The following is a 24,231-nucleotide window of genomic DNA, read 5'->3' as shown; positions in this document are numbered from 1 at the left end:
GATCAGCCCTGCGCATCCCCGGCGAAGGCCCGGGCGGCGGCGCAGAGCGCGGCGAGGCCCGCATCGGGCAGCGCATCGGAGGCACGGACCAGGTCCAGCAGCATGCGCGGCCGCGTCGGCAGCAGCGGGCGATAGGGGCCGACGCGCTGTTCGGTGTGCAGCCCTTCGAAGAACCAGCCGAGATCGACGCCGAGGCAGGCGGCCAGCGCGGGCAGGCGCGTGGCGGGGATGGCGTTGCGCCCGGCCTCGTATTTCCGCGCCTGGGCGGTGGAGACGCCGAGCGCCGCCGCGAGCTCGGCGAGGGAGAGGCCGCGCTGGATGCGGGCCTCCCGCAGCTTCCGGCCCACATGGAGGTCGGCGGAGGCGGCCTGGCCGGGGCCGGCGGGCAGCAGGCCGGGCCGCAGCGTGGCGGCGGCACGCGCCAGGCCGGGGCCCGGTTCGGGCACGGCTCCCCTCGCCCAACCCTCTCCCCCCGCGGGGGGGAGAGGGCTTTCGGAAGGGGTCGGGATGGGCTGGCGGCGGTTCAGATGAACCACTGGCCGGTGGCTTCGTAGTTCGAAGTCACATGCGCCGCGGCCGCGGCCCAATCGACCTGGCCGTTCACCCGGAAGGCGGCCCAGGGGTCGTCGAGGTCGGCCACGACCGGCGCGGCGGGGCTGGCGACGAGGTCGGGCAGCACGCTGTCCACGATCTCCACCACCGGATCGACCACGGTGTCCACCACGGCCTCGACCACCGGTGCGGCCACTGGCGCGGGGGCCGGGGGCGTGGCGCCATCGCCCTGGCCGGGCGTGTAGGCGGAGACGCGGACCCAATCGACCTCGATATTCACCTCGCCGGGCGTGGAGCCGTTGGGGCCGCCGCCATACCACCATTCGCTGTCGGACAGGACATGGCCCTGGATGCCGAAGGACATGGGCTGGTCCGGCACGTCATTCGTCATGCGGCCGACCTGCTGGCCATCGACGTAGAGCGTCAGGTTTCCCGGCGTCCAGTCCAGGCGATAGGTGTGCCAGTCCGCGACATCGGTGTTGATGTACTGCGTCTCCCACGGCGTGCCGTGGTTGGTGAAGGCGAAGCCCTGCCGGTCGCCGCGATGGGTCTCGACGATGTCCACCTCATCCGACCAGGTGTTGTTGCTGGGCCAGAGGAGGATGACGCCGGCGGTGCCCTGCCCTTCCTCGATCCGCGCGCGGAATTCGTAGGAGCCGTAGGTCTGGCCCTCGGGGATGGTGGAAAGGCCGCCCGCCACCCAGCCGCCGCCCTGGCGTTCGATGGAGACGTCGAGGATGCCGCTATGCACGCTGACCTGGCCCGGAGTCCAGGCGAAGGCGCCATTGCCGTATTCGCCCGAATAGAGCGTGCGCCAGGTGCCACGGTCCACGGAACCGCCGTTGAAGTCATCAAAGAACACGGTGGAGAAGTCGGCCATCGTTATGGTCCCTTCCAGCAAATTGGGACCCCCAGGGGTGGAAGGGTTCTACTCACCGCCGCGTGTAGAGGACAATGCCGCTTGTGCTTCGACAGCGGTTCAAAGCGCCGGGGTGGCGGTTTCGACTTGCAGTTGATTCGTTACTTCTTGAGGAGAGCGTAACAGACCGCAAATGCAGCGAGCCCGAGCCCCACGGAAGCCAGCACGTAGAGCGCCGCGAGCCACCAGGCGCGTTCGAACAGCGCGCCGGTTTCCAGGCTGAAGGCGGAGAAGGTGGTGAAGCCGCCGAGCAGCCCGGTGACGAGCAGCAGCCGTGCCTCCCCCTGCAGGCCGAGGCCGGCGGCCACGCCGATGGCGGCGCTGCCGGCGATGTTCACGCCGAGCGTCCCCCAGGGAAACGCCGTGCCGAGATGGGTGATGGCGAGCGTGGAGAGCCAGTAGCGGAGCACGGAGCCGGCGCCGCCGCCGAGCGACACGAGCAGCACGTTCGGCAGCGTCATCGGCGCTTCCGGGCACGCAGCCGCTGCCATTCCGCCATGCGCGCGGCGACGGCGGCTTCCGCGCCCCGTTCGGTCGGGTGGTAGAAGCGCGCGGGCTTCATGCCCTGCGGCCAGTAATCGGCGCCGGAGAAGCCATCCTCCGCATCATGGTCGTATTCGTAGCCCTCGCCGTAGCCGAGTTCCTTCATCAGCTTCGTCGGCGCGTTGAGGATATTGGCCGGCGGCATCAGGCTTCCCGTCTCCTTCGCCGCACGCAGCGCATCCTTGAAGCCGGTGTAGAGCGCGTTGGATTTGGGCGCCGTCGCCAGGTGGACGACGACCTGGGCGAGCGAGAGTTCGCCCTCCGGGCTGCCGAGGCGTTCATAGGCTTCCCAGCCCGCCATCGCGATCTGGATGGCGCGGGGATCGGCCATGCCGACATCCTCGCTGGCGAAGCGCAGCAGGCGGCGGGCGATGTAGCGCGGATCCTCGCCGCCCGTGAGCATGCGCGCGAACCAGTAGAGGGCGGCGTCGGGATCGGAACCGCGCATGGATTTGTGAAGCGCGGAGATGAGGTTGTAGTGCTCCTCCCGGTCCTTGTCGTAGAGCGCGGCGCGCTTGGCCAGCAGGGTGGCGAGCGCGCCGGGGTCGAGCGCATCGCCGCCCGGCGGCAGGGCCAGCAGCTGTTCCACCATGTTGAGGAGGTAGCGGCCATCGCCATCGGCCATGGCGGCGAGCGAGGCGCGGGCTTCGGGCGTGAGGGGCAGCGCGCGATCCTCCTCTGCCTCCGCGCGGTCCATCAGCAGCATGAGCGCGGCCTCGTCGAGGCGCTTGAGGACGAGGACCTGGCAGCGGGAGAGCAGCGCGCCGTTGAGGGCGAAGGAGGGGTTTTCGGTGGTGGCGCCGACGAGCGTGACGGTGCCGTCCTCGACAACGGGCAGAAAGCCATCCTGCTGGGCGCGGTTGAAGCGGTGGATCTCATCCACGAACAGCAGGGTGCCGCGGCCATTGGAACGGCGGGCTCGGGCCTCGTCGAAGGCGCGCTTGAGGTCGGCGACGCCGGAGAAGACGGCGGAGAGCGCCACGAAGGAGAGGCCGGCGCGCTGGGCGAGCAGGCGCGCGATGGTCGTCTTGCCGACGCCGGGCGGGCCCCAGAGGATGATGGAGGAGAGCGATCCCCGGCCGAGCATGCCGGTGAGCGTGCCGTCGGGGCCCACGAGATGGTCCTGGCCGACGACCTCCGCCAGCACCTTCGGGCGAAGGCGATCGGCCAGCGGGCGCGGGCCGGGCGGGGCCTCCGGGCGCGGGGTGTCTTCCTGGGTGCCGAAGAGGTCGGGGGGGCGGGCGGCCATCGCGCGAGCCTAGCGCCGCCGCGGCAGCCGGGCCACGGGTGGCGCGACACGGCTGCGTGGCTGGACGCGCGGCGCCGCCCGGCCGATCATCCCGGCCAGGACCACGGGGCATCACGACCCCGGGCGGAGGAGACCAGGCCATGGGCGCGACCCTGTCGGCGCTGCGCGTGACGCGCTTGCACCCCCTCTTCGTCGCGGAGGTCGAGGGGATCGACCTGCGACAGCCGCTCTCGCCCGAGGACGCGGCAGCGATCGAGGCGGCGATGGACGAGCACGCCGTGCTGGTCTTCCGCGGCCAGGACATCGATGACGACCAGCAGATCCGCTTCATCGAGCATTTCGGCCAGATGGAGGAGAACACCGGCACCATCGACCTGCACAAGCAGCGCCTGAAGCATGCGCGGATGAACGACATCTCCAACCTGGACGAGAAGGGCCAGCTGCTGGCGGCGGATGACCGGCGGCGGATGTTCAACCTCGGCAACCGGCTGTGGCACAGCGACAGCAGCTTCAAGCCGACGCCGGCCAAGTATTCGGCGCTGCATGCCCGAATCATCCCGCCGGAGGGCGGCGACACCGAATTCGCCGATATGCGCGCGGCCTGGGATGCGCTGCCGGCGGCGCAGCAGGCGGAGCTGTTGGGGCTGGTCGCGGACCACAGCCTGATCTTCTCCCGCGGCACGCTGGGCTTCGAGGCCTTCACGGAGGAGGAGCGGCACAAATTCGCCCCCGTGCCGCAGCGGCTGGTGCGGCGGCATCCGGGGTCGGGGCGGCTGTCCCTGTACCTCTCGGCCCATATCGGCCGGCTGCATGGCTGGCCGGTGCCGGAGGCGATGTGCCTGGTGCGGGACCTGGCGGAGCATGCGACGCAGCGGGAGTTCGTCTATCGCCATCGCTGGCGCCAGAATGACCTGGTGATGTGGGACAACCGCTGCACCATGCACCGCGCCCGCCCCTTCGCGGATACGCGCCACCCCCGCGACATGCGGCGCGTGACGGTGAAGGATTCCGCGCCGACGCTCGACCAGCCCCTGTGAGGGCCCCTTGAGGGGTGGCATTCTCCGCGCCAAGCCGATGGAGGATGCCATGTCTGGAAGCCTGGGGCGCCGCGCGGCGCTCGGATTGCTGGCCGCGCCGCTGGTGGCGCGCCAGGCCAGCGCCCAATGGGCGCCCGCGCGCAGCATCCGGCTGATCGCGCCCTATCCGCCGGGCGGTGGTGTGGACACCACCTCCCGGCTGCTGGGCGCGCCGATGGGGCAGTTCCTGGGCCAGCCCATCGTGGTGGAGAACCGCGCCGGCGCGGGCGGGTCGATCGGCGCGGCGGAGGTGGCGCGGAGCGCCCCGGATGGCCACACCATCATGATCGACGCCATGGCGCATACCGTGAATCCCGCACTGCTGCGGGGGCTGACCTTCGACTACGCCACCGCCTTCACGCCGATCAGCCAGGTGGTGGTGCTGCCGCAGCTGCTGGTGGTGAATGCCGCGCTGCCGGTGCGGACGCTGCAGGAATTCGTGGCCTATGTGAAGGCGCGGCCGGGGCAGCTTTCCTACGGCTCCTCCGGCAATGCCACGGCGGCGCACCTGGCGGCGGCGCTCTTCGCGGCGCGGGCGGAGCTGGACATCCAGCACGTGCCCTATCGCGGCGGCACGCCGGCGCTGGCGGACCTCATGGGCGGCGCGATCGCTTTCGTCTTCGGTACGGTGTCGTCCTCCGTCCAATTGGCGCGGGAGGGGCGCATCCGGGCGATCGCCGTCAGCACCGCTGCCCGCATCTCCTCCCTGCCCGATGTGCCGACCGTCGCGGAACAGGGTTTCCCGGGGTACGAACTGAACGAGTGGAACGGCCTCTATGCGCCGGCCGGGCTGGCGCCGGCGGTGACGGAGCGGCTGCACGCGGCGGCCCTCAGCGCGCTGGCGGATGGCGGCGTGCGGCAGCGGCTGGAGGCGCTGGGCGCCTTCCCCGTCGGCTCCTCGCCCGGCGACTTCGCGCGCTACGTCGCGGAGCAGCGCGACGCGATGGCACGGCTGGTGCGGGAGACGCGGATCGAGGTGGGTTGACCGCGGCCGCGCGCGGGCCGATCTCCCGCGCAACGAAAGCCCGGAGAACGCCGCCATGACGATGTCCCGCCGTGCCCTGCTGGGGGCTGCCGGCCTTACGCTGGCCTCCCCTGCCCTGCTCAACCCCGCCTGGGCCCAGGCCGCCTGGCCCAGCCGGTCCATCCGGCTGATCGTGCCCTTCGCCGCCGGCGGCGCGGCGGACAGCGCGGCGCGCGTCATTACGCCGCGCATGGGCGAACGGCTCGGCCAGGGCTTCGTGGTGGAGAACCGGACGGGGGCGAGCGGCAGCCTCGGGGGCGGCGAGGTCGCGCGCAGCAATGACGGCCACACCTTCCTCTGGGATGCGTCGAGCCACATCGTGAACCCGTCGCTGCTGCGGGGCCTGCCCTTCGACTACGCCACGGCCTTCACGCCGATCTCGCTGGTCGTGTCCTTCCCCTCCGCCGTCGCGGTGAAGAACGACTTCCCGGCGCGCACGCTGGCGGAGTTCGTGGCGGCGGCGAAGGCGCGGCCGGGCGTCCTCACGGTCGGCACGCAGGGCAATGCGACGGCGGGGCATCTGGGCCTGGCGGCCTTCTCCCGCCGGGCGGGGATCGAGGTGGTGCACGTCCCCTATCGCGGCGGATCGGCCGCGGCGCAGGACCTGGCGAGCGGCGCCATCGACGCCGTCTTCACCACGCTGGTCTCGGCCGGGCCGGTGGTGGATGCGGGGCGGGCGCGGTTCCTGGCCGTCGGCACGCTGGAGCGTGTCGAGAGCCGGCCGGATGTGCCGACCATCCATGAGAGCGGCTATGCCGGCTTCGACAGCAATGAATGGGCCGGCTTCTTCGGCCCGGCCGCGACGCCGCCCGCCGTGGTGCGGCAATTGTCGGCCGCGCTGACGGAGGCGGTGGCGGAGCCCACCATCCGCCAGCGCCTGGTGCAGATCGGCTGCGTGCCGCAGGCGACCAGCCCCGAGGCCTTCGCGACCTTCGTGCGGGAGGGACGCGAGGCCATGGCGACCCTGGTGCGCGAGGCGAATATCCGCGCCGAATAGGTGGCAGCCCGCGACAACCTCGCCGGCATCGCGCTGATGTCGGCGGCCGTGCTCGGCTTCTCGCTGAACGACGTGCTCGGCAAATGGCTGATGGCGACCTATTCCGTCAGCCAGGTGCTGGTGCTGCGCAGCATCGCGGCGCTGCTGATCCTGGCGCCGCTGCTGGTGCGGGAAGGCGCGGCGCCGCTGCTGCAGCCGAAGCGGCCGGGGCTGCAGGTGATGCGCGTGGTCTTCGGCACGGTGGAGGTGGCCTGCTTCTACTGGGCCGTCTCCATGATGCCGCTGGCGGATACCATGGCCTTCTGGATGGCGACGCCGATCTTCGTCGCCGTGGCCTCCGCCCTCTTCCTCGGCGAGCATCTGGACCGCTGGCGCTTCGGCGCCGTGGTGCTGGGCTTCGTGGGCGTGATGCTGACGCTGGGCGCGGGGCTGGATGCCGGGTGGAAGCCCATGGCGATCGCGATCTTCGGCGTCGTGGTCTATTCGGGCTACCTGATGTCCACCCGCGCGCTGCGCGGCACCTCCGCCCGCGTGCTCGCGACCTACCAGATGCTGGGCGCGCTGCTGTTCGGCCTGGTGATGGCGCCCTTCACCTGGGTGCCGGTGGCGTGGGTGGACGCGATCCTGCTGATGTCGCTCGGCGTCGTCGGCGTCGCGGCGCATCTGGCGGTGACGCGGTCCCTGGCCCTGGCGCCGGCGCCGGTCGTGGTGCCCTGGCAATACGCGATGATCCTGTGGGGCATCCTCTTCGGCTGGATCTTCTTCGGGGAGGTGCCGGAACCGCTCATGCTGGTGGGCGCCGCGGTCATCATCGCGGCAGGGTTCTGGCTGACGCGGATGGAGCTGCGCGACGCGCGGAAGGGGGCGTGAATGGCGGATCGCTGGGCGCCGAAGCCGGTGCAGGGCATCGCGGACGGGACGGTGCTGTATGACGGGGTCTGCGTGATCTGCTCCGCGGCCTTCCGCTTCGTCGCCGCGCGCGATCCGGAGGCCCGCTTCAGGTTCACCGCCGTGCAGGACCCGCTGGGCACGCGGATGGCCGGGCTGCTCGGGATCGACCCGGTGATGCCGGAGAGCAATGCCGTGGTGATCGACGGCACCGCCTACATGAAGTCCGACGCCGCCATCCAGGTGCTGGCGCGCCTGCCCCGCTACGGCTGGGCACGCCACCTGCGGCATGTGCCGAAGGGGCTGCGGGACTGGGTCTATGACCGCATCGCGCGCAACCGCTACCGGCTGTTCGGCAAGACGGAGACCTGCATGATCCCGGGGCCGGAACTGCGCCGCCACGTCGCGCGGGAGGAGTGAGCGCGCTGTTCGCCGCGGTGCTGGGGCCGGACGCCTACGCGGCGCTGCCCGCGGCGGTGCGCCGGCTGCATGCGGGCGGGACCTTCGCCGGGGAGGCCGAGGTCGAGGGGCCGCAGGGCGTGCTGGCGCGGATCGCGGCCTGGTTCGTCGGCTTCCCCGCCGCCGCCGCGCGCGTGCCCGTGCGCGTGTCCATCGCGGCCGATGCGGATGGCGAGGCCTGGATGCGCGACTTCGCCGGCAAGCGCTTCCGCAGCCGCATGGCGCTGGGCGCGGCGGGGCTGGAGGAGCGGTTCGGCCCCTTCGCCTTCCGCATCGCCGTGCCGGCGGATGCCGCCGGGCTGCGCGTGGTGGTGCGGGGGTGGCGGCTGCTGGGCGTGCCCCTGCCCCTGGCCCTGGCGCCCCTTGGCGACGCGGTGGAGGGCGAGGACGCGGCGGGGCGCTTCCGCTTCGATGTGCAGGTGCGGCTGCCGCTGGGCCTCGGGCGGGTCGTGCGGTACCGCGGGTGGCTGGAGCCCGGCTGACCGGCGATCAGGCCAGCATGGCGTCGAACCAGGGCTTCTGGTCCAGGATCCCATGCACGAAGACGGCCCGGTGATCCGCCCGGTCGCCGGCATCGATCGTCCGCACCGGCGCCCCGCCAAGCAGGCGCTGCGTCGCCTCCGGCAGCCCGCCGACGCTGCGGGGCGTCACCTCGTCCTGTCCGCCCGTATAGACGCGGAGCGGCGTGGCCGATTTCCACTGATAGGCCTCCGCCGCGCGCAGCACCTGCCAGTAGGGCGCATCGCCGGCGGCGCCGGTCGCGCGGAATTCCGGCCGGATGAAATCCGCCAGCCGCGGCGTGGTGGCGGCCAGGAAATCCTCCCACGCCATCGCGCTGGCGTGCAGGGCGCGGGAGGGCGCGACGAAGGCGGGGGGGAGCGCGGCCTCCAGCAGCCCGTCCTGCCGGTGGTAATGCGCCTGCGCGCCCATCTGGATGGCGACGACGCCGGGCAGGTACACCGCGTCCACGGGCTGCGGATTGCCCATCCAGCGGTTCATGGTGAGGTAGATGTCCACCGGCGCGCTGGCCACGGCGGCCGCGCGGGGCGCCAATCCGTGCCGCTCCAGGTTGCGCAGGTGCTGCATCGTCACCCAGCCCCCCTGCGACCAGCCGCTGAGGAAGAAGCGCGTCACGCCGATGCCGCGCGCGGCCAGCAGGTCCCGCGTCGCCAGCAGCATGTCGAGATTCGCCTGGCGCGTGCTGCCCGCGACCAGGTAGCTGTCCGGCAGGGTGGAGGCGCCGCGCCCGAAATAATCGGCCCCCATGACCGCGTAGCCCTGCGACGCGAAGGCCGCGAGCATCAGCCGCGTCTCCATCGAGGCATCGGGGTTGGAGGGGACGTAGCCGCGGTCGAACACCGTGCCGTGCTGGTAGGAGAGCAGCGGCAGTTGCCGCGCGCCGGAATCGGGCAGCGCCACCAGCCCGGAGGCGATGGTGGGGGCATTGCCGCGCTCCGGCACCACGGAACGGTAGGTGACCTGGAAGAGGTCCACGGCATGGCGCGGCGGGGGGAAGCGCCCCTCATAGGCCGAAGGCAGGGTGGAGGACGCCATGAAGGCGCGCAGTTCCGGCCCGGTGATCCGCGCCAGGCGATCGAGGTCATAGCGCCCGATCGGGCGGATGCCGGCCCCGGTCGCGAAGGGCGTGCTCTGGCCGCGGGCCGCGCCGGCGCCGAGGGCGGCGAGGCCCGCGCCCATCAGCGCCCGGCGGCGAAAGTCTCGGATCATGGCGCCGTGGTCTCCTGCCCCCGCTGGATGCGCCGCGGGGGGCGGGCCGGCAAGTCGAGCTTTGTCGAGCTTGTCGTGGGGCGGCCACGAAAAAGGGCGCCTCGCGGCGCCCTTCCCGTATCCCGTCGATGCAGAAGCGGCTTACGCCGCGTCCGCCTCGCTCTCCGCCTGCTCCGCCACCGGGCCGCTGTCGAGGCCCTTGGCGGCGGGGTCGCGGTCGATCAACTCGATGATCGCCATGTCGGCGGCATCGCCGTAGCGCATGCCGGCCTTCAGGACGCGGGTGTAGCCGCCGGCGCGGCCCTTGTAGCGATCCGCGATGGTGGTGAAGAGCTTGTCCACCACCTTCGGGTCGCGCACCTGGGCATAGGCCTGGCGGCGGGCATGCAGGTCGCCGCGCTTGCCGAGCGTGATGATGCGCTCGACATAGGGGCGCAGCTCCTTCGCCTTCGGCAGCGTCGTGCTGATCTGTTCGTGCTTGAGCAGCGCGGTCGCCATGCTGCGGAGCATGGCAACGCGGTGGCTGGAGGTGACGCCGAGCTTACGGCCGGCAACGCCGTGACGCATGGTCCTGTTTCCTTACTTCCCGGGGCGCCCTCAGAAGGGCTCCTCGAGCTTCTTCGCGAGGTCCTCGATGTTCTCGGGCGGCCAGCCCGGGACGGTGAGCCCCAGGCCGAGACCCATGGAGGCGAGGACCTCCTTGATCTCGTTCAACGACTTGCGGCCGAAATTCGGGGTCCGGAGCATCTCCTGCTCCGTCTTCTGCACCAGGTCGCCGATATAGACGATGTTGTCGTTCTTCAGGCAGTTCGCCGAACGGACCGACAGTTCCAGCTCGTCCACCTTGCGCAGCAGGTTGCGGTTGAAGGGGAGATCGTCGCGGATCTCCTCCACCACGCGCTGGCGCGGCTCCTCGAAGTTGATGAAGAGCTGCAGCTGCTCCTGCAGGATGCGCGCGGCGATGCCGACCGCATCCTCCGGGGAGACGGTGCCATCGGTCTCGACCGTCAGGACCAGCTTGTCGTAGTCGGTCTTCTGGCCGACGCGGGTCGGCTGCACCTGGTAGGCCACGCGGCGGACCGGGGAGTAGATGGCGTCGATCGGGATCAGGCCGATCGGCGCATCCTCGGGCCGGTTCTCGCTGGCGGGGACGTAGCCCTTGCCCGTGTCCACGGTCAGTTCCATGGACAGGCGGGCGCCGTCATCGAGGGAGCAGATGACCAGGTCCGGGTTCGAGATCTCGATGTCGCCGGTCGTCTGGATCTGGCCGGCGGTGACCTCTCCGGGGCCGGTCGCGGTCAGCTGCAGGCGCTTCGGGCCATCGCCCTGCATGCGCACGGCCAGCTGCTTCACGTTCAGGACGATGTCCGTCACGTCCTCGCGCACGCCCTGGAGGCTGCTGAATTCATGCAGCGCGCCGTCGATGCGGATGGCCGTCACGGCCGCGCCCTGGAGGGACGACAGCAGGATGCGGCGCAGCGCGTTGCCAAGCGTCATGCCGAAGCCGCGCTCCAGCGGCTCCGCCACGATCGTCGCCACGCGGGTCGGATCGGACCCGAGCTCGACGTCCTTCTTGGTCTCGATCAGCGAACGCCAGTTCTTCTCGATCACGGTCTTTTCCCTTGCCCGGCCCGGAGGGGCGCGCCTGCGATCAGGCGCGCCGCGGCAGCAGCTGCGTCCTCAGACGCGGCGGCGCTTCCGGGGACGGCAGCCATTGTGCGGGATGGGCGTCACGTCCCGGATCGCGGTGACGTAGAAGCCCACGGCCTGCAGCGCGCGGAGCGCGGATTCGCGGCCCGAGCCGGGGCCGGAGACCTGGATCTCCAGCGTCTCCATGCCATGCTCGCGGGCCTTCTTGCCGGCGTCTTCGGCGGCAACCTGGGCGGCGTAGGGCGTGCTCTTGCGGCTGCCCTTGAAGCCCTGGCTGCCGGAGGACGACCACGCGATGGCATTGCCCTGCGCGTCGGTGATGGTCACGACGGTGTTGTTGAAGGACGCCAGCACATGGGCGACGCCGGAAGAGATGTTCTTCCGTTCCTTCTTGCGCGGCCGCTGGCCGGCGCCGGCGCGGGGTTCGCGGGCCATCTTACTTCGTCACCTTCTTCTTGCCGGCGATCGCGACCGCCTTGCCCTTGCGGGTGCGCGCATTGGTGTGCGTGCGCTGGCCGCGGACGGGAAGCCCCTTGCGATGGCGCAGGCCGCGGTAGCAGGCCATGTCCATCAGGCGCTTCTTGTTCATCGCCTCTTCACGCCGCAGGTCGCCCTCGACGCGGTATTCGCGGTCGATCAGCTCGCGGATCTTGAGGATCTCGTCATCCGTCAGCTGGTTCACGCGACGGTCGTCGGGAATGCCGAGCTGGTTGCAGATGACCTTGGCGTTGGAGGGGCCAATGCCAAAGATATAGCGAAGCGAGATGAGCACCCGCTTGTTGGTTGGGATGTTCACGCCGGCGATGCGCGCCACGGTGCCTCTCTCCTCATCGGGCCGGAGCCCGCTTCTCAAAACATCGGGCACGCGGCCCGCTGGAACCCAAATCCCCATCCTGCGATGGGGGACGATCACACCGGGCCGGCGGGCCCGAGAAACACTCAAACCGGACCGCCGGGGCGGTGGAGCGCGCCAGCCTTGGCTGGCGCGACCGTCTTGGTCCAAGTTTGCAACGGCAAAGAGCGGCCGGGGTGAACCCCGGACCGCAGGCGCGGGGGGTTACACCGGCGCCGCCGGGGGAGTCAAGCGCCCGTGCTCAACCCGCCCCGAGCACCGCGGCGATCTGCCGCGTCACCTCATCCATCTCTGCCATGCCATCGACCTGGCGGAGCTTCCCCTGCGCCGCGTAGTGCGGCAGCAGCGGCGAGGTCTGCCGGTGATAGGCATCGAGCCTGGCGGCCACCGTCTCCGCCTTGTCATCCGCCCGGCGGGTGAACTCGGTCCCCCCGCAGGCGTCGCAAACACCCGGCTGGGCCGGCTGCTTGAAGGTGTCGTGGTAGCCTTCCCCGCATTTGGCGCAGGTGAAGCGGCCGGCGATGCGCTCGACCAGCGCGGCGTCGTCCACCTTCAGCTCGATCACATGGTCCAGCGGCATGGCCTTCTCGGCCAGCATCTGGTCCAGCGCCTGGGCCTGCGGGACCGTGCGCGGGAAGCCATCCAGGATGAAGCCCTTGGCGCTGGCGGGGGTGGAGACGCGGGCCGCCAGCATCGCCGTGATGATGGCGTCGGGGACCAGGTCGCCCCGCTCCATGATCGCCTTGGCCTCCAGCCCGATGGGGGAGCCCGCCTTCACCTCGGCCCGCAGCATGTCGCCGGTCGAGATCTGGGAGATGCTGTACCGCTCCTCCAGCCGCTTGGCCTGCGTCCCCTTCCCGGCGCCGGGAGGCCCCAGCAGGATCAGCCTCATCGTCCACGTCCCCCCGGTTGTGTGCCGCGGCCACCCAGCCGGGCCTTCTTGATCAGCCCCTCATACTGGTGCGCGAAGAGATGCGACTGCACCTGCGCCACCGTGTCCATGGTGACGGACACGATGATGAGCAGAGAGGTGCCGCCGAAGTAGAAGGGGACGCCGTAATTCGCAATGAGAAGTTCGGGCAGCAGGCAGACGATGGACAGGTAGATCGCCCCCACCGCCGTCAGCCTGGTCAGCACCCGGTCGAAATACTGCGCCGTCGGCTGGCCCGGCCGGATGCCGGGGACGAAGCCGCCATACTTGCGCAGGTTGTCCGCCGTCTCCTGCGGGTTGAACACCACCGCCGTGTAGAAGAAGGCGAAGAAGACGATCAGCGCCAGGTACAGCGCCATGTAGAGCGGCTGGCCATGCGCCAGCAGGTTGGTGATGTCCGTCAGCCACGAGTCGCTCGCCCGGTCCGTCTGGAAGGCCGCGAAGGTCGCGGGCAGCAGCAGGAGGGAGGAGGCGAAGATCGGCGGCATGACGCCGGCGGTGTTCAGCTTCAGCGGCAGGTGGGTGTTCTCGCCGCCGAACATCCGGTTGCCGACCTGGCGCTTCGGGTACTGCACGGGGATGCGGCGCTGCGCGCGCTCCACGAACACCACGAAGGCGATGACGGCCAGCGCCACCAGCAGGAAGAAGATGATGAAGAAGGTGGACAGTGCGCCGGTGCGGCCGAGTTCCAGCGTGCTGGCCAGCGCATGCGGCAGGTTGGCCACGATGCCCGCGAAGATGATCAGGCTGATGCCGTTGCCCACGCCGCGCGCGGTGATCTGCTCGCCCAGCCACATCAGGAACATGGTGCCGCCGACCAGCGTGATCACGCAGGCGATGCGGAAGAACCAGCCCGGATCATGCACGGCGGAGCCGAAGCTGCCGCGCAGCGACTCGAGGCCGACCGCGATGCCGTAGGCCTGGAAGATGGCGATCACCAGCGTCAGGTAGCGGGTGTACTGGTTGAGCTTCTTCCGCCCCGACTCGCCTTCCTTCTTCAGCGCCTCCCACGACGGGATCGCCGCCGTCATCAGCTGCACGATGATGGAGGCCGAGATGTAGGGCATGATGTTGAGGGCAAAGATCGTCATGCGCCCCAGCGACCCGCCGGTGAACATGTCGAACATGCCGAGGATCCCGCCGCCCATCTGCTGCAGGAGCTCGCCCATCACGGCGGCATCGATGCCGGGCACCGGCACATAGGAGCCGATCCGGTACACCAGCAACGCACCCAGCGTGAACCAGAGCCGGTTCTTCAGCTCCGTCGCCTTGGCGAGCACGCCCAGGTTCAGATTGGCCGCAAGCTGTTCGGCGGCGGACGCCATACGCGATCCCTCCTCACGACAACGGCGCCACCGGGGCCCGCCCAAAGGCAGACCCGGGACGCCGTTCCGCAACCCCCATCAATGTGCGGCCCCGCCCCCGCAGGTGCAAGGGCCACACGGCGCCCGCCGCCACGCCGGATGGCGCGCGCCGGGCCATCCGGTCAGCCTTCGGCCGCCGCCTCGGCGCCGAGCACGGTCACCTTGCCACCCTTGGCCTCGACCGCGGCGATCGCCGCGGCGGAGGCACCGGAGACGGTGATCGTCACGGCGCGGGTGATCTCACCCGTGCCGAGCAGGCGCACGCCGGCATATTTCTGCGACGAACGCACCACGCCGGCCGCCTGCAGCATCGCCTCGTCGATCGCGCCTTCGGCCGGCAGGCGGCCATCGGCGATCGCCTTGTCGAGCGAACCCAGGTTCAGCGGCGCGTAGAGCTTGCGGAAGAGGTTCACGAAGCCCCGCTTCGGCAGGCGGCGATAGATCGGGAGCTGGCCGCCCTCGAACCCGTTCAGCCGCACGCCGGTGCGCGCCTTCTGACCCTTCACGCCGCGGCCGGAGGTCTTGCCCTTGCCGGAGCCGATGCCGCGGCCGACGCGCTTGAACTTCGGGCGGGCGCCCTCGTTGTCGCGGATCTCGTTCAGCTTCATCGGATCAGCCCTCCACCTTCACCAGGTGCGCGACCTTGCGGATCATCCCGCGGACCGCGGGGGTATCCTCCAGCTCGCTCGACCGACGGATCTTGTTCAGCCCGAGCCCGATCAGCGTCTCACGCTGGCCGGGCTTGCGACCGATCGGCGACCCGGTCTGGGTCACCTTCACGGTCTTCTTGCTCTCAGACATTCGCGCCCTCCGCCGCGGCGCCATCGGCCGCCGCGTCCTTGCGCGGGCCCAGCAGGTCGGAGACCTTCTTGCCACGCCGCGCCGCGACCGCCCGCGGGCTGGTGCACTTGCCCAGCGCGGCGAAGGTCGCCTTGACCATGTTGTGCGGGTTCGTCGTGCCGGTGCACTTGGCGACGACGTCGCCCATGCCCAGAGTCTCGAACACCGCGCGCATCGGACCGCCGGCGATGATGCCGGTACCGGCGGGCGCCGCGCGCAGGATCACGCGACCCGCGCCGAATTCGCCGACCTGGTCGTGATGCAGGGTGCGACCCTCGCGCATCGGCACGCGGATCATGCCACGCTTGGCACGCTCCGTCGCCTTGCGGATCGCCTCCGGCACCTCGCGCGCCTTGCCGGCGCCCCAGCCCACGCGGCCCTTCTGGTCACCCACCACGACCAGGGCGGCGAAGCTGAAGCGGCGACCGCCCTTCACCACCTTGGCCACGCGGTTGATGGTGACCAGCTTGTCCTTCAGCTCGTCGCCGTCCTGGCGCTCCTGCCGGTTCTCGTTGTTCCGATCCCGGCCCCGGCCACGACGGCGATCACCGCCCTCGCCGCCACCTTCGCCGCCGCTCCGCGGTTCCCGTGCCATACCCGAACTCCTCAGAACGACAGGCCGCCCTCGCGGGCAGCCTCCGCGAGCGCCTTGACGCGGCCGTGGTAGATATACGGCCCACGGTCGAACACCACCTCGGTCACGCCGGCGGCGAGCGCACGCTCCGCCACCAGCTTGCCCACCGCCGTCGCCGCATCGCGGTCGGCACCGGTCTTCAGCTCCTCGCGCATCGCCTTCTCGAGCGAGGACGCGGCAGCGACCGTGCGGCCCTGCTTGTCGTCGATCACCTGGGCGTAGATGTGCTTGCCGGAACGGAAGACGGACAGCCGCGGGCGGCCGCCGGACTTCTGCTTGAGCTGGTAGCGCAGCCGCGAACGGCGGCGCTCCGTCAGTGCGAGCTTCTTGTCGGCCATTACTTCTTCTTACCCTCCTTCCGGAGGATCACCTCGTCCGTGTACCGGACGCCCTTGCCCTTGTAGGGCTCGGGGCCGCGATACGCGCGGATCTCCGCCGCAACCTGACCGACCTGGCGCTTGTCGGCGCCTTCCACCTTGATGGAGGTCGGCTTCTCGCAGGTGATCTTGATGCCCGCCGGGATCGCGTACTTGATCTCGTGGCTGTAGCCGAGCGCCAGGACCAGGTCCTTGCCCTGCACCGCCGCGCGATAGCCGGTACCAGTGATCTCCATGTTCTTCGTGAAGCCCGTGGAGACGCCCGTCACCATGCTCTGGATCAGGCTGCGGGTCGTGCCCCACATGGTGCGGGACCGGCGGTCCTCACCACGCGGCGCCACCGCGACCGTGCCGGACTCGATGGTCACATCGACCTCGTCCGTCAGGTCGAGCTTCAGCTCGCCATTCTTGCCCTTGGCGACCACGGTGCGGCCCTGCAGCGCCACCTGGACGCCGGCAGGAACGGGAACCGGGTATTTTCCGACGCGAGACATATCTTCCCTCCCGTCAGAACACGCGGCAGAGGACTTCGCCGCCAACATTGGCGGTGCGAGCCTCATTGTCGCTCATCACGCCCTTCGGCGTGGACAGGATCGAGATGCCGAGGCCGGAGTAGAACTTCGGCAGCTCCGCGATCTTGGAATAGACGCGGCGGCCGGGCTTCGACACGCGCGCGATCTCCTTGATGGCGGGCTCGCCCTCGGAATACTTCAGCTCGATGCTGATCACCTTCACGCCGGCGCGCACCTGTTCGGTGGACCAGCCGCGGATGTAGCCTTCGCGCTTCAGGACCTCGAGCACGTTCTCACGCAGCTTGGAGGCAGGCGCCACGCAGCGGCTCTGCCGCGCGCGCTGCGCATTGCGGATGCGGGTGAGCAGGTCACCCAGCGGATCGGACAGCGACATTCGCGGCCCTCCTTACCAGCTCGCCTTGACCAGGCCGGGGATCTGGCCGGTGTTGGCCATCTCCCGGAGCTGGTTCCGGCAGAGCTTGAATTTGCGGTAGTTGCCGCGGGGACGACCGGTCAGCTCGCAACGCAGGCGAACGCGGTTCTTCGCACCGTTGCGGGGGAGCTGCGCGAGCTTCAGCGTCGCCTCGAAGCGGTCTTCCACCGGCAGCGTCCGGTCCATCACGATGCCCTTGAGGGCAGCGCGCTTCCCGGCGTGCAGCTTCGACAGCTTCTCACGACGCTTGTTCTTCTCGACAGACGAGGTCTTGGCCATGCCGTCTTAAACCCTCCGGAACCTGCCGGGCCGTGCCCGGCGGTTTTCCAAAATCAGTTGGCGAAAGGAAGCTCGAACGCCTTCAGCAGGGCCTTCGCTTCCTTGTCGGTCTTCGCGGTCGTCACGAACTGGATGTCCATGCCGCGGATCGTGTCCACCTTGTCGTAGTTGATCTCGGGGAACACGATCTGCTCCTTCAGGCCCATGGCGTAGTTGCCACGGCCGTCGAAGCCACGATTACCAGGAATACCGCGGAAGTCACGCACGCGCGGCAGCGCGATCGTCACCAGGCGGTCGAGGAACTCGTACATCCGCGCCTTGCGCAGCGTGACCTTGCAGCCGATCGCCTGGCCTTCGCGGATCTTGAAGCCCGCGATGGCCTTGCGGGCCTTGGTCTTCACCGGCTTCTGGCCCGCGATCGCCATCAGGTCGGACACGGCGGCGTCCAGCTTCTTCTGGTCCCCCGCGGCCTCGCCCACGCCCATGTTGATGACGATCTTCTCGAGCTTCGGAACCTGCATCGGGTTCGCGTAGCCGAATTCGTCGGACAGGCGCTTGATGACGACCTCGTCGTAGAACTTGCGCAGGCGCGGCGCCGTCTCCGGCGACGCGGCCGCGGGGCCGGCCTTGGCGACGGCGGCGGCCGCCGCGGGGGCGACCCGCTGCTCGCCCTTCGCCGGCGCGCCGGCGGCGGGCTTCTTCGCGGCGGGCTTCGCGCCCTTGCCGCCCTTCTTCGAATCGCTCATCGGTCGATCACCTCGCCGGAGGCCTTGGCCACGCGAACCTTGCGGCCATCCTCAAGCACCTTGAAGCCAACCCGCGTGGGCTTGTCGGACTTCGGGTCCAGCAGCGCCAGGTTGGAGAGGTCGATCGGACCCTCCTTCTCGACGATGCCGCCCGGCTTGCCCATGCCCTGCGGCTTGGTGTGGCGCTTCACCATGTTCACGCCCTGCACGAAGGCGCGGTTCTCCTCGGGCACCACGCGGATGACGTCACCGCGCTTGCCCTTGTCGCGACCGGCCAGGACCTGGACCCGGTCGCCCTTCTTGATCTTAGCGGCCATGGCCTTACAGGACCTCCGGCGCCAGCGAGATGATCTTCATGAACTTCTTGCCGCGCAATTCGCGCACGACCGGTCCGAAGATGCGGGTGCCGATCGGCTCGCCCTGCTTGTTGATCAGCACGGCGGCGTTGTTGTCGAAGCGGATCGCGGAACCGTCGATGCGCCGCACGGGATAGGCCGTGCGGACGATGACGGCGCGATGCACCTCACCCTTCTTCACCTTGGCGCGCGGGATCGCTTCCTTGATGGAAACGACGATCACGTCGCCGACCGACGCCGTCTTCCGCTTCGACCCGCCCAGCACCTTGATGCACTGGACGCGGCGCGCACCGGAATTGTCGGCGACGTCGAGGTTGGATTCGACCTGGATCATGTCCTGCTCCCGGCCTCAGACCGCGGCCGTTTGCGTCGCGGGCGTGTCGGCGACGACGGGGGCCGAGAAGCCCTCCGGCCGTTCGACGGCGGCGCCGTTCCGCACCACGACCAGCCAGGTCTTGGTCTTGCTGATCGGGCGGCACTCCTCGATCGACACGACATCGCCTTCCTTGCACAGGTTGGCTTCGTCATGCGCGGCATACTTCTTCGAGCGCCGGATGAACTTCTTGTAGAGCGGATGCATCACGCGACGCTCGACAAGGACGGTCACCGTCTTGTCGGTCTTGTCGCTGACCACCCGGCCCGTGAGGACGCGCCTCGGCATCGTCCGGCCCCCTTAAGCTTGCTTCGCCGCAGCGCGGGTGCGCTCGGCCATGATCGTCTTCACCCGCGCGATGTCGCGCCGCACCTGCTTGATGCGGCCCGTCGCCTCGAGCTGGCCGGTCGCCCGCTGGAAGCGCAGGTTGAACTGCTCCTTCCGAAGGCCCACCAGCATCTCCTGCAGCTCGTCCGGGGACTTGGCCCGGACGTCCGCGATCTTGGTCTCAGCCATCTCAGGCCTCCGCCGGCGAAGCGCCGAGGCGCGTCACGATCTTCGTCTTGATCGGCAGCTTCGCGGCACCGAGCGCGAGAGCCTCGCGCGCGATGTCGTTGGAAACGCCGTCCAGCTCGAACATGATGCGGCCCGGCTTCACCCGTGCCACCCAGTATTCGGGCGCGCCCTTGCCCGAGCCCATCCGGACCTCGGCCGGCTTGGTGGAGACGGGCACATCCGGGAAGATCCGGATCCACACGCGCCCCTGGCGCTTCATCGCACGCGTGATCGCGCGGCGGGCCGCCTCGATCTGGCGCGCGGTCACCCGCTCGGGCTCCAGCGCCTTCAGGCCGAACCCGCCGAAGGTCAGCGTGAAGCCGCCCTTGGCGACGCCCTTGATGCGGCCCTTATGGGCCTTTCGGTAAGTAGTCCGCTTCGGCTGCAGCATGTCACGTCATTCCTCAGCGCTGCGGGGCCTGTTCCGCGGCGCGCTTGTCCTGCGCCATCGGATCGTGGGCCATCACCTCGCCCTTGAAGATCCAGACCTTCACACCGCAGGTGCCATAGGTCGTCTTCGCCGTCGCGGTGCCGAAATCGATGTCGGCGCGCAGCGTGTGCAGGGGCACGCGGCCCTCGCGGTACCACTCCATGCGCGCAATTTCCGCCCCGCCCAGACGGCCGGAGCAGTTGATGCGGATGCCGCCGGCGCCGAGGCGCATGGCGGACTGCACGGCGCGCTTCATCGCGCGGCGGAAGGCCACGCGGCGCTCCAGCTGCTGCGCGATGCTCTCCGCGACCAGCGTGCTGTCGATCTCCGGCTTGCGGATCTCGACGATGTTCAGCGAGACCTCGGCCCCGGCCATCTTCGCCAGGTCCTTGCGCAGGTTCTCGATGTCCGCGCCCTTCTTGCCGATCACGACGCCCGGGCGGGCGGCATGGATCGTCACGCGGGGCTTCTTCGCCGGACGCTCGATCACCACGCGGGACACGCCCGCGCCCTTCAGCCGGTCGCGCAGCGTCTTCCGGAGCTTCAGGTCCTCATGCAGCATCCGCGCATAGTCGGCGCTGGCGAACCAGCGGCTGTCCCAGGTGCGGTTGATGCCGAGCCGGAGCCCGATCGGATTGACTTTGTGACCCATGTTACGCGGCCTCCTGCTGTGCCGCCGGCGCCTGCACCGTCTGCTCGGCCACCACGATCTTGAGATGGCTGAACCACTTCTCGACGCGCGCCGAACGACCGCGGCCGCGGGCGTGGAAGCGCTTCATGACGACGGCGCGACCAACCTCGGCCTTGGTGACGACCAGGCGGTCGACGTTCAGGCTGTGGTTGTTCTCGGCGTTCGCGATGGCGCTCTCCAGCGTCTTGCGGACGGTCTGGGCGATGCGGCGCTTGGAGAAGATCAGCGTCGCGACGGCGTCCTGCGCCGTGCGGCCGCGGATCAGCCCCGCCACCAGGTTCAGCTTGCGCGGGCTGACACGAATGTTCTTCGTGATCGCCTGCGCCTCGGTCTCCTCGAGACCGCGCTCGTGCTTCGGCTTGCTCATGTCAGCCCCGCTTGGCCTTCTTGTCGGCCGAGTGGCCGGTGAAGGTCCGCGTCGGCGAGAACTCGCCGAACTTGTGGCCCACCATGTTCTCGTTCACCTGCACCGGGATGAACTTCTTCCCGTTGTAGACGCCGAAGGTCAGGCCGACGAACTGCGGCAGGATCGTGCTGCGGCGGGACCAGATCTTGATGATCTCGTTCCGCCCCGAACCACGGGCCGCCTCTGCCTTGTTGAGCAGGTAGCCGTCGACGAACGGCCCCTTCCAGACGCTGCGCGACATCGCCGATCAGCCCTTCGTCGCGTTACGGCGCCGGACGATGAGCCGGTCCGTGCGCTTGTTGTTGCGGGTCTTGGCACCCTTGGTGGGCTTGCCCCACGGGGTGACCGGGTGGCGACCGCCGGAGGTCCGGCCTTCACCACCACCATGCGGGTGGTCGACCGGGTTCATGACGACGCCGCGGTTGTGCGGGCGGAAGCCCATCCACCGCATGCGGCCGGCCTTGCCGATCTGCTGGTTGCTGTTGTCCGGGTTGGACACGGCGCCGATCGTCGCGATGCACTCGGAGCGCACCAGGCGGAGCTCCCCGGACATCAGCTTGACCTGCGCGTAGCCCGCATCCTTGCCGACCAGCTGGCAATAGGTGCCGGCGGCGCGCGCCACCTTGGCACCGGCGCCCGGCTTCATCTCCACGCAATGCACGATCGTGCCCACGGGGATGTTGGCCAACGGCATCGCATTGCCCGGCTTGATGTCGGCGCGCTCGCTCGCGATCACCGTGTCGCCCGCCTTCAGGCGCTGCGGCGCGATGATGTAGGACAGCTCGCCATCGGCGTACTTCAGCAGCGCGATCCAGGCCGACCGGTTGGGGTCGTATTCCAGGCGCTCGACCGTCGCGGCGACGTCGAACTTGCGGCGCTTGAAGTCCACGATGCGGTAGGACTGCTTGTGTCCGCCGCCCCGGAACCGGACCGTCGTGCGGCCGAGGTTGTTGCGGCCGCCGGAATGCGGCTTGCCCTCGGTCAGGCCCTTGACCGGCTTGCCCTTCCACAGCTCCGACCGGTCCACGAGGACGGTCGCGCGCAGCGAGGGGGTGACCGGGTTGAAGTTCTTCAATGCCATGGCGTCACGCAAGCCCCGTCGTGAGGTCGATGGTCTGGCCCGCCTGGAGCGTCACCACCGCCTTCTTCCAATCGGAACGCTGGCCGGGACGGCCGCGGAACCGCTTGGTCTTGCCCTTCATGACCAGCGTGTTCACCGCCTCGACCTTGACGTTGAACAGCTTCTCGACCGCCGCCTTGATCTCGGGCTTGGTCGCATCCGTCGTCACCTTGAAGGTGACCTGGCTGGCCTCGTTCAGGCGCGTCGCCTTCTCCGTCACCACCGGCGACAGGATGACCTGGTAGACGCGCTCCGCAGACAGCTGCACGCCGCGCGGCTTGGTTGCGGTCTCGCTCATTCCGCGGACTCCTTGGCCGTGCCGTTCAGGCGCGCCGACAGGGCCTCCACGCCGGCGCGCGTCACCGCGAGCACGTCATGGTTCAGGATGTCGTACACATTGGCGCCGACCGTCGGCATCACCTGCACCTTCGGGATGTTGCGGGTGATGCGGGCGAAACCCTCATCCACCGTCGCATCCACGACGAGCGCGCTGGTCCAGCCGAGCTTCTTCAGCTGGGCGGCAAGCGCCGCGGTCTTCGCACCCTCGCCGGCCGCCGCGGCATCGAGCACGACCAGCTTGCCCGCCGCCTGCTTGGCGGAGAGCGCGCTGATCAGGCCGAGGCGCCGGACCTTCTTGTTCAGGCTGTACTCGTGGCTGCGCACGACGGGGCCATGCACGACGCCGCCCTTGCGGTACTGCGGCGCACGGAGCGAGCCCTGGCGGGCACTACCCGTGCCCTTCTGCCGGTACGGCTTCTTGGTCGTGCCGGAGACCTCGCCCATGCCCTTGGCCTTGTGGGTGCCGGCGCGGCGCTTGGCCAGCTGCCAGTGGACCACACGGGCCATGATGTCGGCGCGCGGCGCGGCGCCGAACAGCGCCTCCGGCAGCTCGATCTCGCCCGCGGGGGCGTTGTCGAGCGTGATGACGGGAACCTGGATCGCCATGGTGATTACCCCTGCGCCCCGGCTTCGGCCGCCAGACCGGCGGGGAACGGCGCCTCGGCCGGGCGGGCGCGCTTCACCGCGTCCTTCACCAGCACGTAGCTGCCCGTGGCACCCGGGATCGCGCCCTTGACCAGCAGCAGGCCGCGCTCCGCGTCATGACCGGCGACCACCAGGTTCTGGGTGGTCACGCGCTCGACGCCGAGATGCCCGGCCATCTTCTTGTTCTTGAAGGTCTTGCCCGGATCCTGGCGATTGCCCGTGGAGCCGTGCGACCGGTGGCTGATCGACACGCCGTGAGAGGCTTCGAGGCCCGAGAAGTTCCAGCGCTTCATGGCGCCGGCAAAACCCTTGCCCTTCGTCACGCCGGTGACGTCGACCTTCTGGCCCTTCACGAAATGCTCGACCGAGAGCTTCGCGCCCGGCGCCAGCACCGCGTCGTCGGCGACGCGGAACTCGACCGTCTTGCGCGGCGCCTCGACGCCAGCCTTGGCGAAGTGGCCCTTCTGCGGCTTCGTCACGTTCTTCGGCTTCGCGCGGCCGATACCGATCTGGAGGGCGACGTAGCCATCCTTCTCGGCCGTGCGCTGCGCGACCACCCGCACCTCATCGAGGTGCAGGACGGTGACGGGGACGGTCGAGCCGTCCTCATTGAACAGCCGGGTCATCCCCAGCTTGCGGGCGATCAGCCCTGTGCGACCCACTTGGGCGGGCATGGTCCTGGTCCTCTCCCGCCGCTCAGAGCTTGATCTCGACGTCCACGCCCGAGGCGAGGTCGAGCTTCATCAGCGCGTCCACGGTCTGCGGGGTGGGGTCGACGATGTCGAGCAGGCGACGGTGCGTGCGGATCTCGAACTGCTCGCGCGACTTCTTGTCGACATGCGGCGAGCGGTTGACGGTGAAACGCTCGATCTGCGTCGGCAGCGGGATGGGCCCGCGCACCCGCGCACCCGTCCGCTTGGCCGTGTTGACGATCTCCCGCGTGCTGCCATCGAGCACGCGGTGATCGAACGCCTTGAGGCGAATGCGGATGTTCTGGCTGTCCATGGCGCTCTGGCCCGTATCCCTTCGCGTCGCCGCTTACTTGACGATCTGGGCGACGACGCCGGCGCCGACGGTGCGGCCGCCTTCGCGGATCGCGAAGCGCAGGCCCTGATCCATCGCGATCGGCGCGATCAGCTCCACATCCATCGTGATGTTGTCGCCCGGCATCACCATCTCGACGCCCTCGGGCAGCTTCACGATGCCCGTCACGTCCGTCGTCCGGAAGTAGAACTGCGGACGGTAGTTCGTGAAGAACGGCG

Annotated in this window: 39 protein-coding genes; 6 read left to right on the top strand and 33 right to left on the bottom strand. The window is 69.7% G+C overall.

The genetic code is table 11. The features are described from left to right. Positions 1 to 2: 2 nt before the first annotated feature. The 4 genes from JJI54_RS30055 to JJI54_RS30040 form a co-directional block, all read right to left on the bottom strand. Entirely contained in the window at positions 3 to 446 is a 444-nt protein-coding gene (locus JJI54_RS30055) for a helix-turn-helix domain-containing protein (RefSeq protein ID WP_203077112.1), read from the bottom strand. Positions 447 to 523: 77 nt separating this feature from the next. Then, complete coding sequence (locus JJI54_RS30050; protein WP_203077111.1) at positions 524 to 1,432, bottom strand: glycoside hydrolase family 16 protein; 909 nt, start codon at positions 1,430 to 1,432, stop codon at positions 524 to 526. Positions 1,433 to 1,572: 140 nt separating this feature from the next. Continuing rightward, on the bottom strand, positions 1,573 to 1,932 hold the full coding sequence (locus tag JJI54_RS30045) for a fluoride efflux transporter FluC (protein WP_203077110.1): 360 nt from the start codon (positions 1,930 to 1,932) through the stop codon (positions 1,573 to 1,575). Then, the gene (locus tag JJI54_RS30040; RefSeq protein WP_203077109.1) at positions 1,929 to 3,263 is read right to left on the bottom strand and encodes a replication-associated recombination protein A; all 1,335 of its coding nucleotides are present in this window, start codon (positions 3,261 to 3,263) and stop codon (positions 1,929 to 1,931) included. The genes JJI54_RS30045 and JJI54_RS30040 overlap by 4 nt, the downstream gene beginning before the upstream one ends. Before the next feature lie 140 nt (positions 3,264 to 3,403). Here JJI54_RS30040 and JJI54_RS30035 point away from each other — a divergent pair, with 140 nt between their 5' ends. The 6 genes from JJI54_RS30035 to JJI54_RS30010 are packed head-to-tail and all read left to right on the top strand — an operon-like array spanning position 3,404 to position 8,189. Continuing rightward, complete coding sequence (locus JJI54_RS30035; RefSeq protein ID WP_203077108.1) at positions 3,404 to 4,300, top strand: TauD/TfdA dioxygenase family protein; 897 nt, start codon at positions 3,404 to 3,406, stop codon at positions 4,298 to 4,300. A 49-nt stretch (positions 4,301 to 4,349) separates the two neighbouring features. Next, on the top strand, positions 4,350 to 5,324 hold the full coding sequence (locus JJI54_RS30030; RefSeq protein WP_226382243.1) for a tripartite tricarboxylate transporter substrate-binding protein: 975 nt from the start codon (positions 4,350 to 4,352) through the stop codon (positions 5,322 to 5,324). Positions 5,325 to 5,379: 55 nt separating this feature from the next. After that, positions 5,380 to 6,360 carry a Bug family tripartite tricarboxylate transporter substrate binding protein gene (locus JJI54_RS30025; RefSeq protein WP_203077107.1) on the top strand — a complete coding sequence of 327 codons (981 nt, stop codon included), beginning with the start codon at positions 5,380 to 5,382 and terminating at the stop codon, positions 6,358 to 6,360. Continuing rightward, entirely contained in the window at positions 6,361 to 7,230 is an 870-nt protein-coding gene (locus tag JJI54_RS30020; protein ID WP_203077106.1) for a DMT family transporter, read from the top strand. After that, positions 7,231 to 7,668, top strand: a complete 438-nt coding sequence (locus tag JJI54_RS30015) for a thiol-disulfide oxidoreductase DCC family protein (protein ID WP_203077105.1) — start codon at positions 7,231 to 7,233, stop codon at positions 7,666 to 7,668. It begins immediately after the preceding gene. Further along, a complete protein-coding gene (locus tag JJI54_RS30010) occupies positions 7,665 to 8,189 on the top strand; it encodes a DUF4166 domain-containing protein (protein WP_203077104.1) in 525 nt (174 codons plus the stop codon). The genes JJI54_RS30015 and JJI54_RS30010 overlap by 4 nt, the downstream gene beginning before the upstream one ends. A 7-nt stretch (positions 8,190 to 8,196) precedes the next feature. Here JJI54_RS30010 and JJI54_RS30005 read toward each other — a convergent pair whose 3' ends face one another. The 29 genes from JJI54_RS30005 to JJI54_RS29865 all read right to left on the bottom strand — a co-directional run. After that, on the bottom strand, positions 8,197 to 9,435 hold the full coding sequence (locus JJI54_RS30005; RefSeq protein WP_203077103.1) for an alpha/beta hydrolase family protein: 1,239 nt from the start codon (positions 9,433 to 9,435) through the stop codon (positions 8,197 to 8,199). Between the two features lie 141 nt (positions 9,436 to 9,576). After that, positions 9,577 to 10,002, bottom strand: a complete 426-nt coding sequence (gene rplQ, locus JJI54_RS30000) for a 50S ribosomal protein L17 (RefSeq protein ID WP_203077102.1) — start codon at positions 10,000 to 10,002, stop codon at positions 9,577 to 9,579. Between the two features lie 30 nt (positions 10,003 to 10,032). Continuing rightward, the gene (locus tag JJI54_RS29995) at positions 10,033 to 11,046 is read right to left on the bottom strand and encodes a DNA-directed RNA polymerase subunit alpha (RefSeq protein WP_092961058.1); all 1,014 of its coding nucleotides are present in this window, start codon (positions 11,044 to 11,046) and stop codon (positions 10,033 to 10,035) included. A 69-nt stretch (positions 11,047 to 11,115) separates the two neighbouring features. Next, positions 11,116 to 11,520 carry a 30S ribosomal protein S11 gene (gene rpsK / locus JJI54_RS29990; RefSeq protein WP_092961059.1) on the bottom strand — a complete coding sequence of 135 codons (405 nt, stop codon included), beginning with the start codon at positions 11,518 to 11,520 and terminating at the stop codon, positions 11,116 to 11,118. A 1-nt stretch (position 11,521) separates the two neighbouring features. Further along, positions 11,522 to 11,899: a 30S ribosomal protein S13 gene (gene rpsM, locus JJI54_RS29985; protein WP_203077101.1), complete on the bottom strand. Its 378-nt coding sequence runs from the start codon at positions 11,897 to 11,899 to the stop codon at positions 11,522 to 11,524. 280 nt (positions 11,900 to 12,179) lie between these two features. Beyond that, positions 12,180 to 12,830 (bottom strand): adenylate kinase, encoded by a 651-nt coding sequence (locus tag JJI54_RS29980; RefSeq protein WP_203077100.1) that lies wholly within the window; start codon positions 12,828 to 12,830, stop codon positions 12,180 to 12,182. Then, positions 12,827 to 14,194: a preprotein translocase subunit SecY gene (gene secY / locus JJI54_RS29975; protein WP_203077099.1), complete on the bottom strand. Its 1,368-nt coding sequence runs from the start codon at positions 14,192 to 14,194 to the stop codon at positions 12,827 to 12,829. The genes JJI54_RS29980 and secY overlap by 4 nt, the downstream gene beginning before the upstream one ends. Before the next feature lie 161 nt (positions 14,195 to 14,355). Then, a complete protein-coding gene (rplO, locus tag JJI54_RS29970; protein ID WP_203077098.1) occupies positions 14,356 to 14,841 on the bottom strand; it encodes a 50S ribosomal protein L15 in 486 nt (161 codons plus the stop codon). A gap of 4 nt (positions 14,842 to 14,845) precedes the next feature. Continuing rightward, positions 14,846 to 15,034, bottom strand: a complete 189-nt coding sequence (rpmD, locus tag JJI54_RS29965; protein WP_164698155.1) for a 50S ribosomal protein L30 — start codon at positions 15,032 to 15,034, stop codon at positions 14,846 to 14,848. Further along, positions 15,027 to 15,668: a 30S ribosomal protein S5 gene (gene rpsE / locus JJI54_RS29960; RefSeq protein ID WP_203077097.1), complete on the bottom strand. Its 642-nt coding sequence runs from the start codon at positions 15,666 to 15,668 to the stop codon at positions 15,027 to 15,029. Before rpsE ends, rpmD begins: the two co-directional genes overlap by 8 nt. A gap of 11 nt (positions 15,669 to 15,679) precedes the next feature. Beyond that, positions 15,680 to 16,045 carry a 50S ribosomal protein L18 gene (rplR, locus tag JJI54_RS29955; RefSeq protein WP_164698153.1) on the bottom strand — a complete coding sequence of 122 codons (366 nt, stop codon included), beginning with the start codon at positions 16,043 to 16,045 and terminating at the stop codon, positions 15,680 to 15,682. Beyond that, positions 16,045 to 16,578, bottom strand: coding sequence for a 50S ribosomal protein L6 (gene rplF / locus JJI54_RS29950; protein WP_203077096.1), 534 nt, complete (start codon positions 16,576 to 16,578; stop codon positions 16,045 to 16,047). The genes rplR and rplF overlap by 1 nt, the downstream gene beginning before the upstream one ends. Before the next feature lie 13 nt (positions 16,579 to 16,591). Continuing rightward, positions 16,592 to 16,990, bottom strand: coding sequence for a 30S ribosomal protein S8 (gene rpsH / locus JJI54_RS29945; protein ID WP_164698151.1), 399 nt, complete (start codon positions 16,988 to 16,990; stop codon positions 16,592 to 16,594). 12 nt (positions 16,991 to 17,002) lie between these two features. Then, positions 17,003 to 17,308 (bottom strand): 30S ribosomal protein S14, encoded by a 306-nt coding sequence (gene rpsN, locus JJI54_RS29940; RefSeq protein WP_092961069.1) that lies wholly within the window; start codon positions 17,306 to 17,308, stop codon positions 17,003 to 17,005. A 53-nt stretch (positions 17,309 to 17,361) separates the two neighbouring features. Then, on the bottom strand, positions 17,362 to 18,054 hold the full coding sequence (gene rplE / locus JJI54_RS29935; RefSeq protein WP_203077095.1) for a 50S ribosomal protein L5: 693 nt from the start codon (positions 18,052 to 18,054) through the stop codon (positions 17,362 to 17,364). Further along, positions 18,051 to 18,371 (bottom strand): 50S ribosomal protein L24, encoded by a 321-nt coding sequence (gene rplX, locus JJI54_RS29930; protein WP_203077094.1) that lies wholly within the window; start codon positions 18,369 to 18,371, stop codon positions 18,051 to 18,053. Before rplX ends, rplE begins: the two co-directional genes overlap by 4 nt. A gap of 4 nt (positions 18,372 to 18,375) precedes the next feature. Continuing rightward, positions 18,376 to 18,744: a 50S ribosomal protein L14 gene (rplN, locus tag JJI54_RS29925; RefSeq protein ID WP_164698148.1), complete on the bottom strand. Its 369-nt coding sequence runs from the start codon at positions 18,742 to 18,744 to the stop codon at positions 18,376 to 18,378. A 15-nt stretch (positions 18,745 to 18,759) separates the two neighbouring features. Next, positions 18,760 to 19,071 carry a 30S ribosomal protein S17 gene (gene rpsQ, locus JJI54_RS29920; RefSeq protein ID WP_203077093.1) on the bottom strand — a complete coding sequence of 104 codons (312 nt, stop codon included), beginning with the start codon at positions 19,069 to 19,071 and terminating at the stop codon, positions 18,760 to 18,762. A gap of 12 nt (positions 19,072 to 19,083) precedes the next feature. Then, positions 19,084 to 19,299: a 50S ribosomal protein L29 gene (rpmC, locus tag JJI54_RS29915; RefSeq protein WP_164698146.1), complete on the bottom strand. Its 216-nt coding sequence runs from the start codon at positions 19,297 to 19,299 to the stop codon at positions 19,084 to 19,086. 1 nt (position 19,300) lies between these two features. Continuing rightward, positions 19,301 to 19,729: a 50S ribosomal protein L16 gene (gene rplP, locus JJI54_RS29910; RefSeq protein ID WP_092961075.1), complete on the bottom strand. Its 429-nt coding sequence runs from the start codon at positions 19,727 to 19,729 to the stop codon at positions 19,301 to 19,303. 13 nt (positions 19,730 to 19,742) lie between these two features. After that, positions 19,743 to 20,420: a 30S ribosomal protein S3 gene (gene rpsC / locus JJI54_RS29905; protein ID WP_092961076.1), complete on the bottom strand. Its 678-nt coding sequence runs from the start codon at positions 20,418 to 20,420 to the stop codon at positions 19,743 to 19,745. A gap of 1 nt (position 20,421) precedes the next feature. After that, on the bottom strand, positions 20,422 to 20,826 hold the full coding sequence (gene rplV / locus JJI54_RS29900; protein ID WP_203077092.1) for a 50S ribosomal protein L22: 405 nt from the start codon (positions 20,824 to 20,826) through the stop codon (positions 20,422 to 20,424). A gap of 1 nt (position 20,827) precedes the next feature. Next, a complete protein-coding gene (gene rpsS / locus JJI54_RS29895; protein ID WP_092961078.1) occupies positions 20,828 to 21,106 on the bottom strand; it encodes a 30S ribosomal protein S19 in 279 nt (92 codons plus the stop codon). 6 nt (positions 21,107 to 21,112) lie between these two features. Continuing rightward, complete coding sequence (gene rplB, locus JJI54_RS29890) at positions 21,113 to 21,946, bottom strand: 50S ribosomal protein L2 (protein WP_203077091.1); 834 nt, start codon at positions 21,944 to 21,946, stop codon at positions 21,113 to 21,115. Between the two features lie 4 nt (positions 21,947 to 21,950). Next, positions 21,951 to 22,283 (bottom strand): 50S ribosomal protein L23, encoded by a 333-nt coding sequence (locus JJI54_RS29885; protein WP_092961080.1) that lies wholly within the window; start codon positions 22,281 to 22,283, stop codon positions 21,951 to 21,953. Continuing rightward, positions 22,280 to 22,924: a 50S ribosomal protein L4 gene (rplD, locus tag JJI54_RS29880; protein ID WP_203077149.1), complete on the bottom strand. Its 645-nt coding sequence runs from the start codon at positions 22,922 to 22,924 to the stop codon at positions 22,280 to 22,282. Before rplD ends, JJI54_RS29885 begins: the two co-directional genes overlap by 4 nt. An 11-nt stretch (positions 22,925 to 22,935) precedes the next feature. Continuing rightward, entirely contained in the window at positions 22,936 to 23,643 is a 708-nt protein-coding gene (gene rplC / locus JJI54_RS29875; RefSeq protein ID WP_203077090.1) for a 50S ribosomal protein L3, read from the bottom strand. Between the two features lie 22 nt (positions 23,644 to 23,665). Beyond that, positions 23,666 to 23,974 (bottom strand): 30S ribosomal protein S10, encoded by a 309-nt coding sequence (gene rpsJ, locus JJI54_RS29870; RefSeq protein ID WP_092961082.1) that lies wholly within the window; start codon positions 23,972 to 23,974, stop codon positions 23,666 to 23,668. A gap of 33 nt (positions 23,975 to 24,007) precedes the next feature. Next, a partial coding sequence (locus JJI54_RS29865; protein ID WP_456305621.1) for an EF-Tu C-terminal domain-related protein occupies positions 24,008 to 24,231 on the bottom strand: 224 nt, incomplete at its 5' end.

It is taken from the genome of Falsiroseomonas ponticola, assembly GCF_016805305.1.
Taxonomy (GTDB): Bacteria; Pseudomonadota; Alphaproteobacteria; order Acetobacterales; family Acetobacteraceae; genus Falsiroseomonas; species Falsiroseomonas ponticola.
The sequence above is the reverse complement of the archived record's forward strand: the minus strand, read 5'-3'. Positions and strand labels throughout refer to the sequence as shown.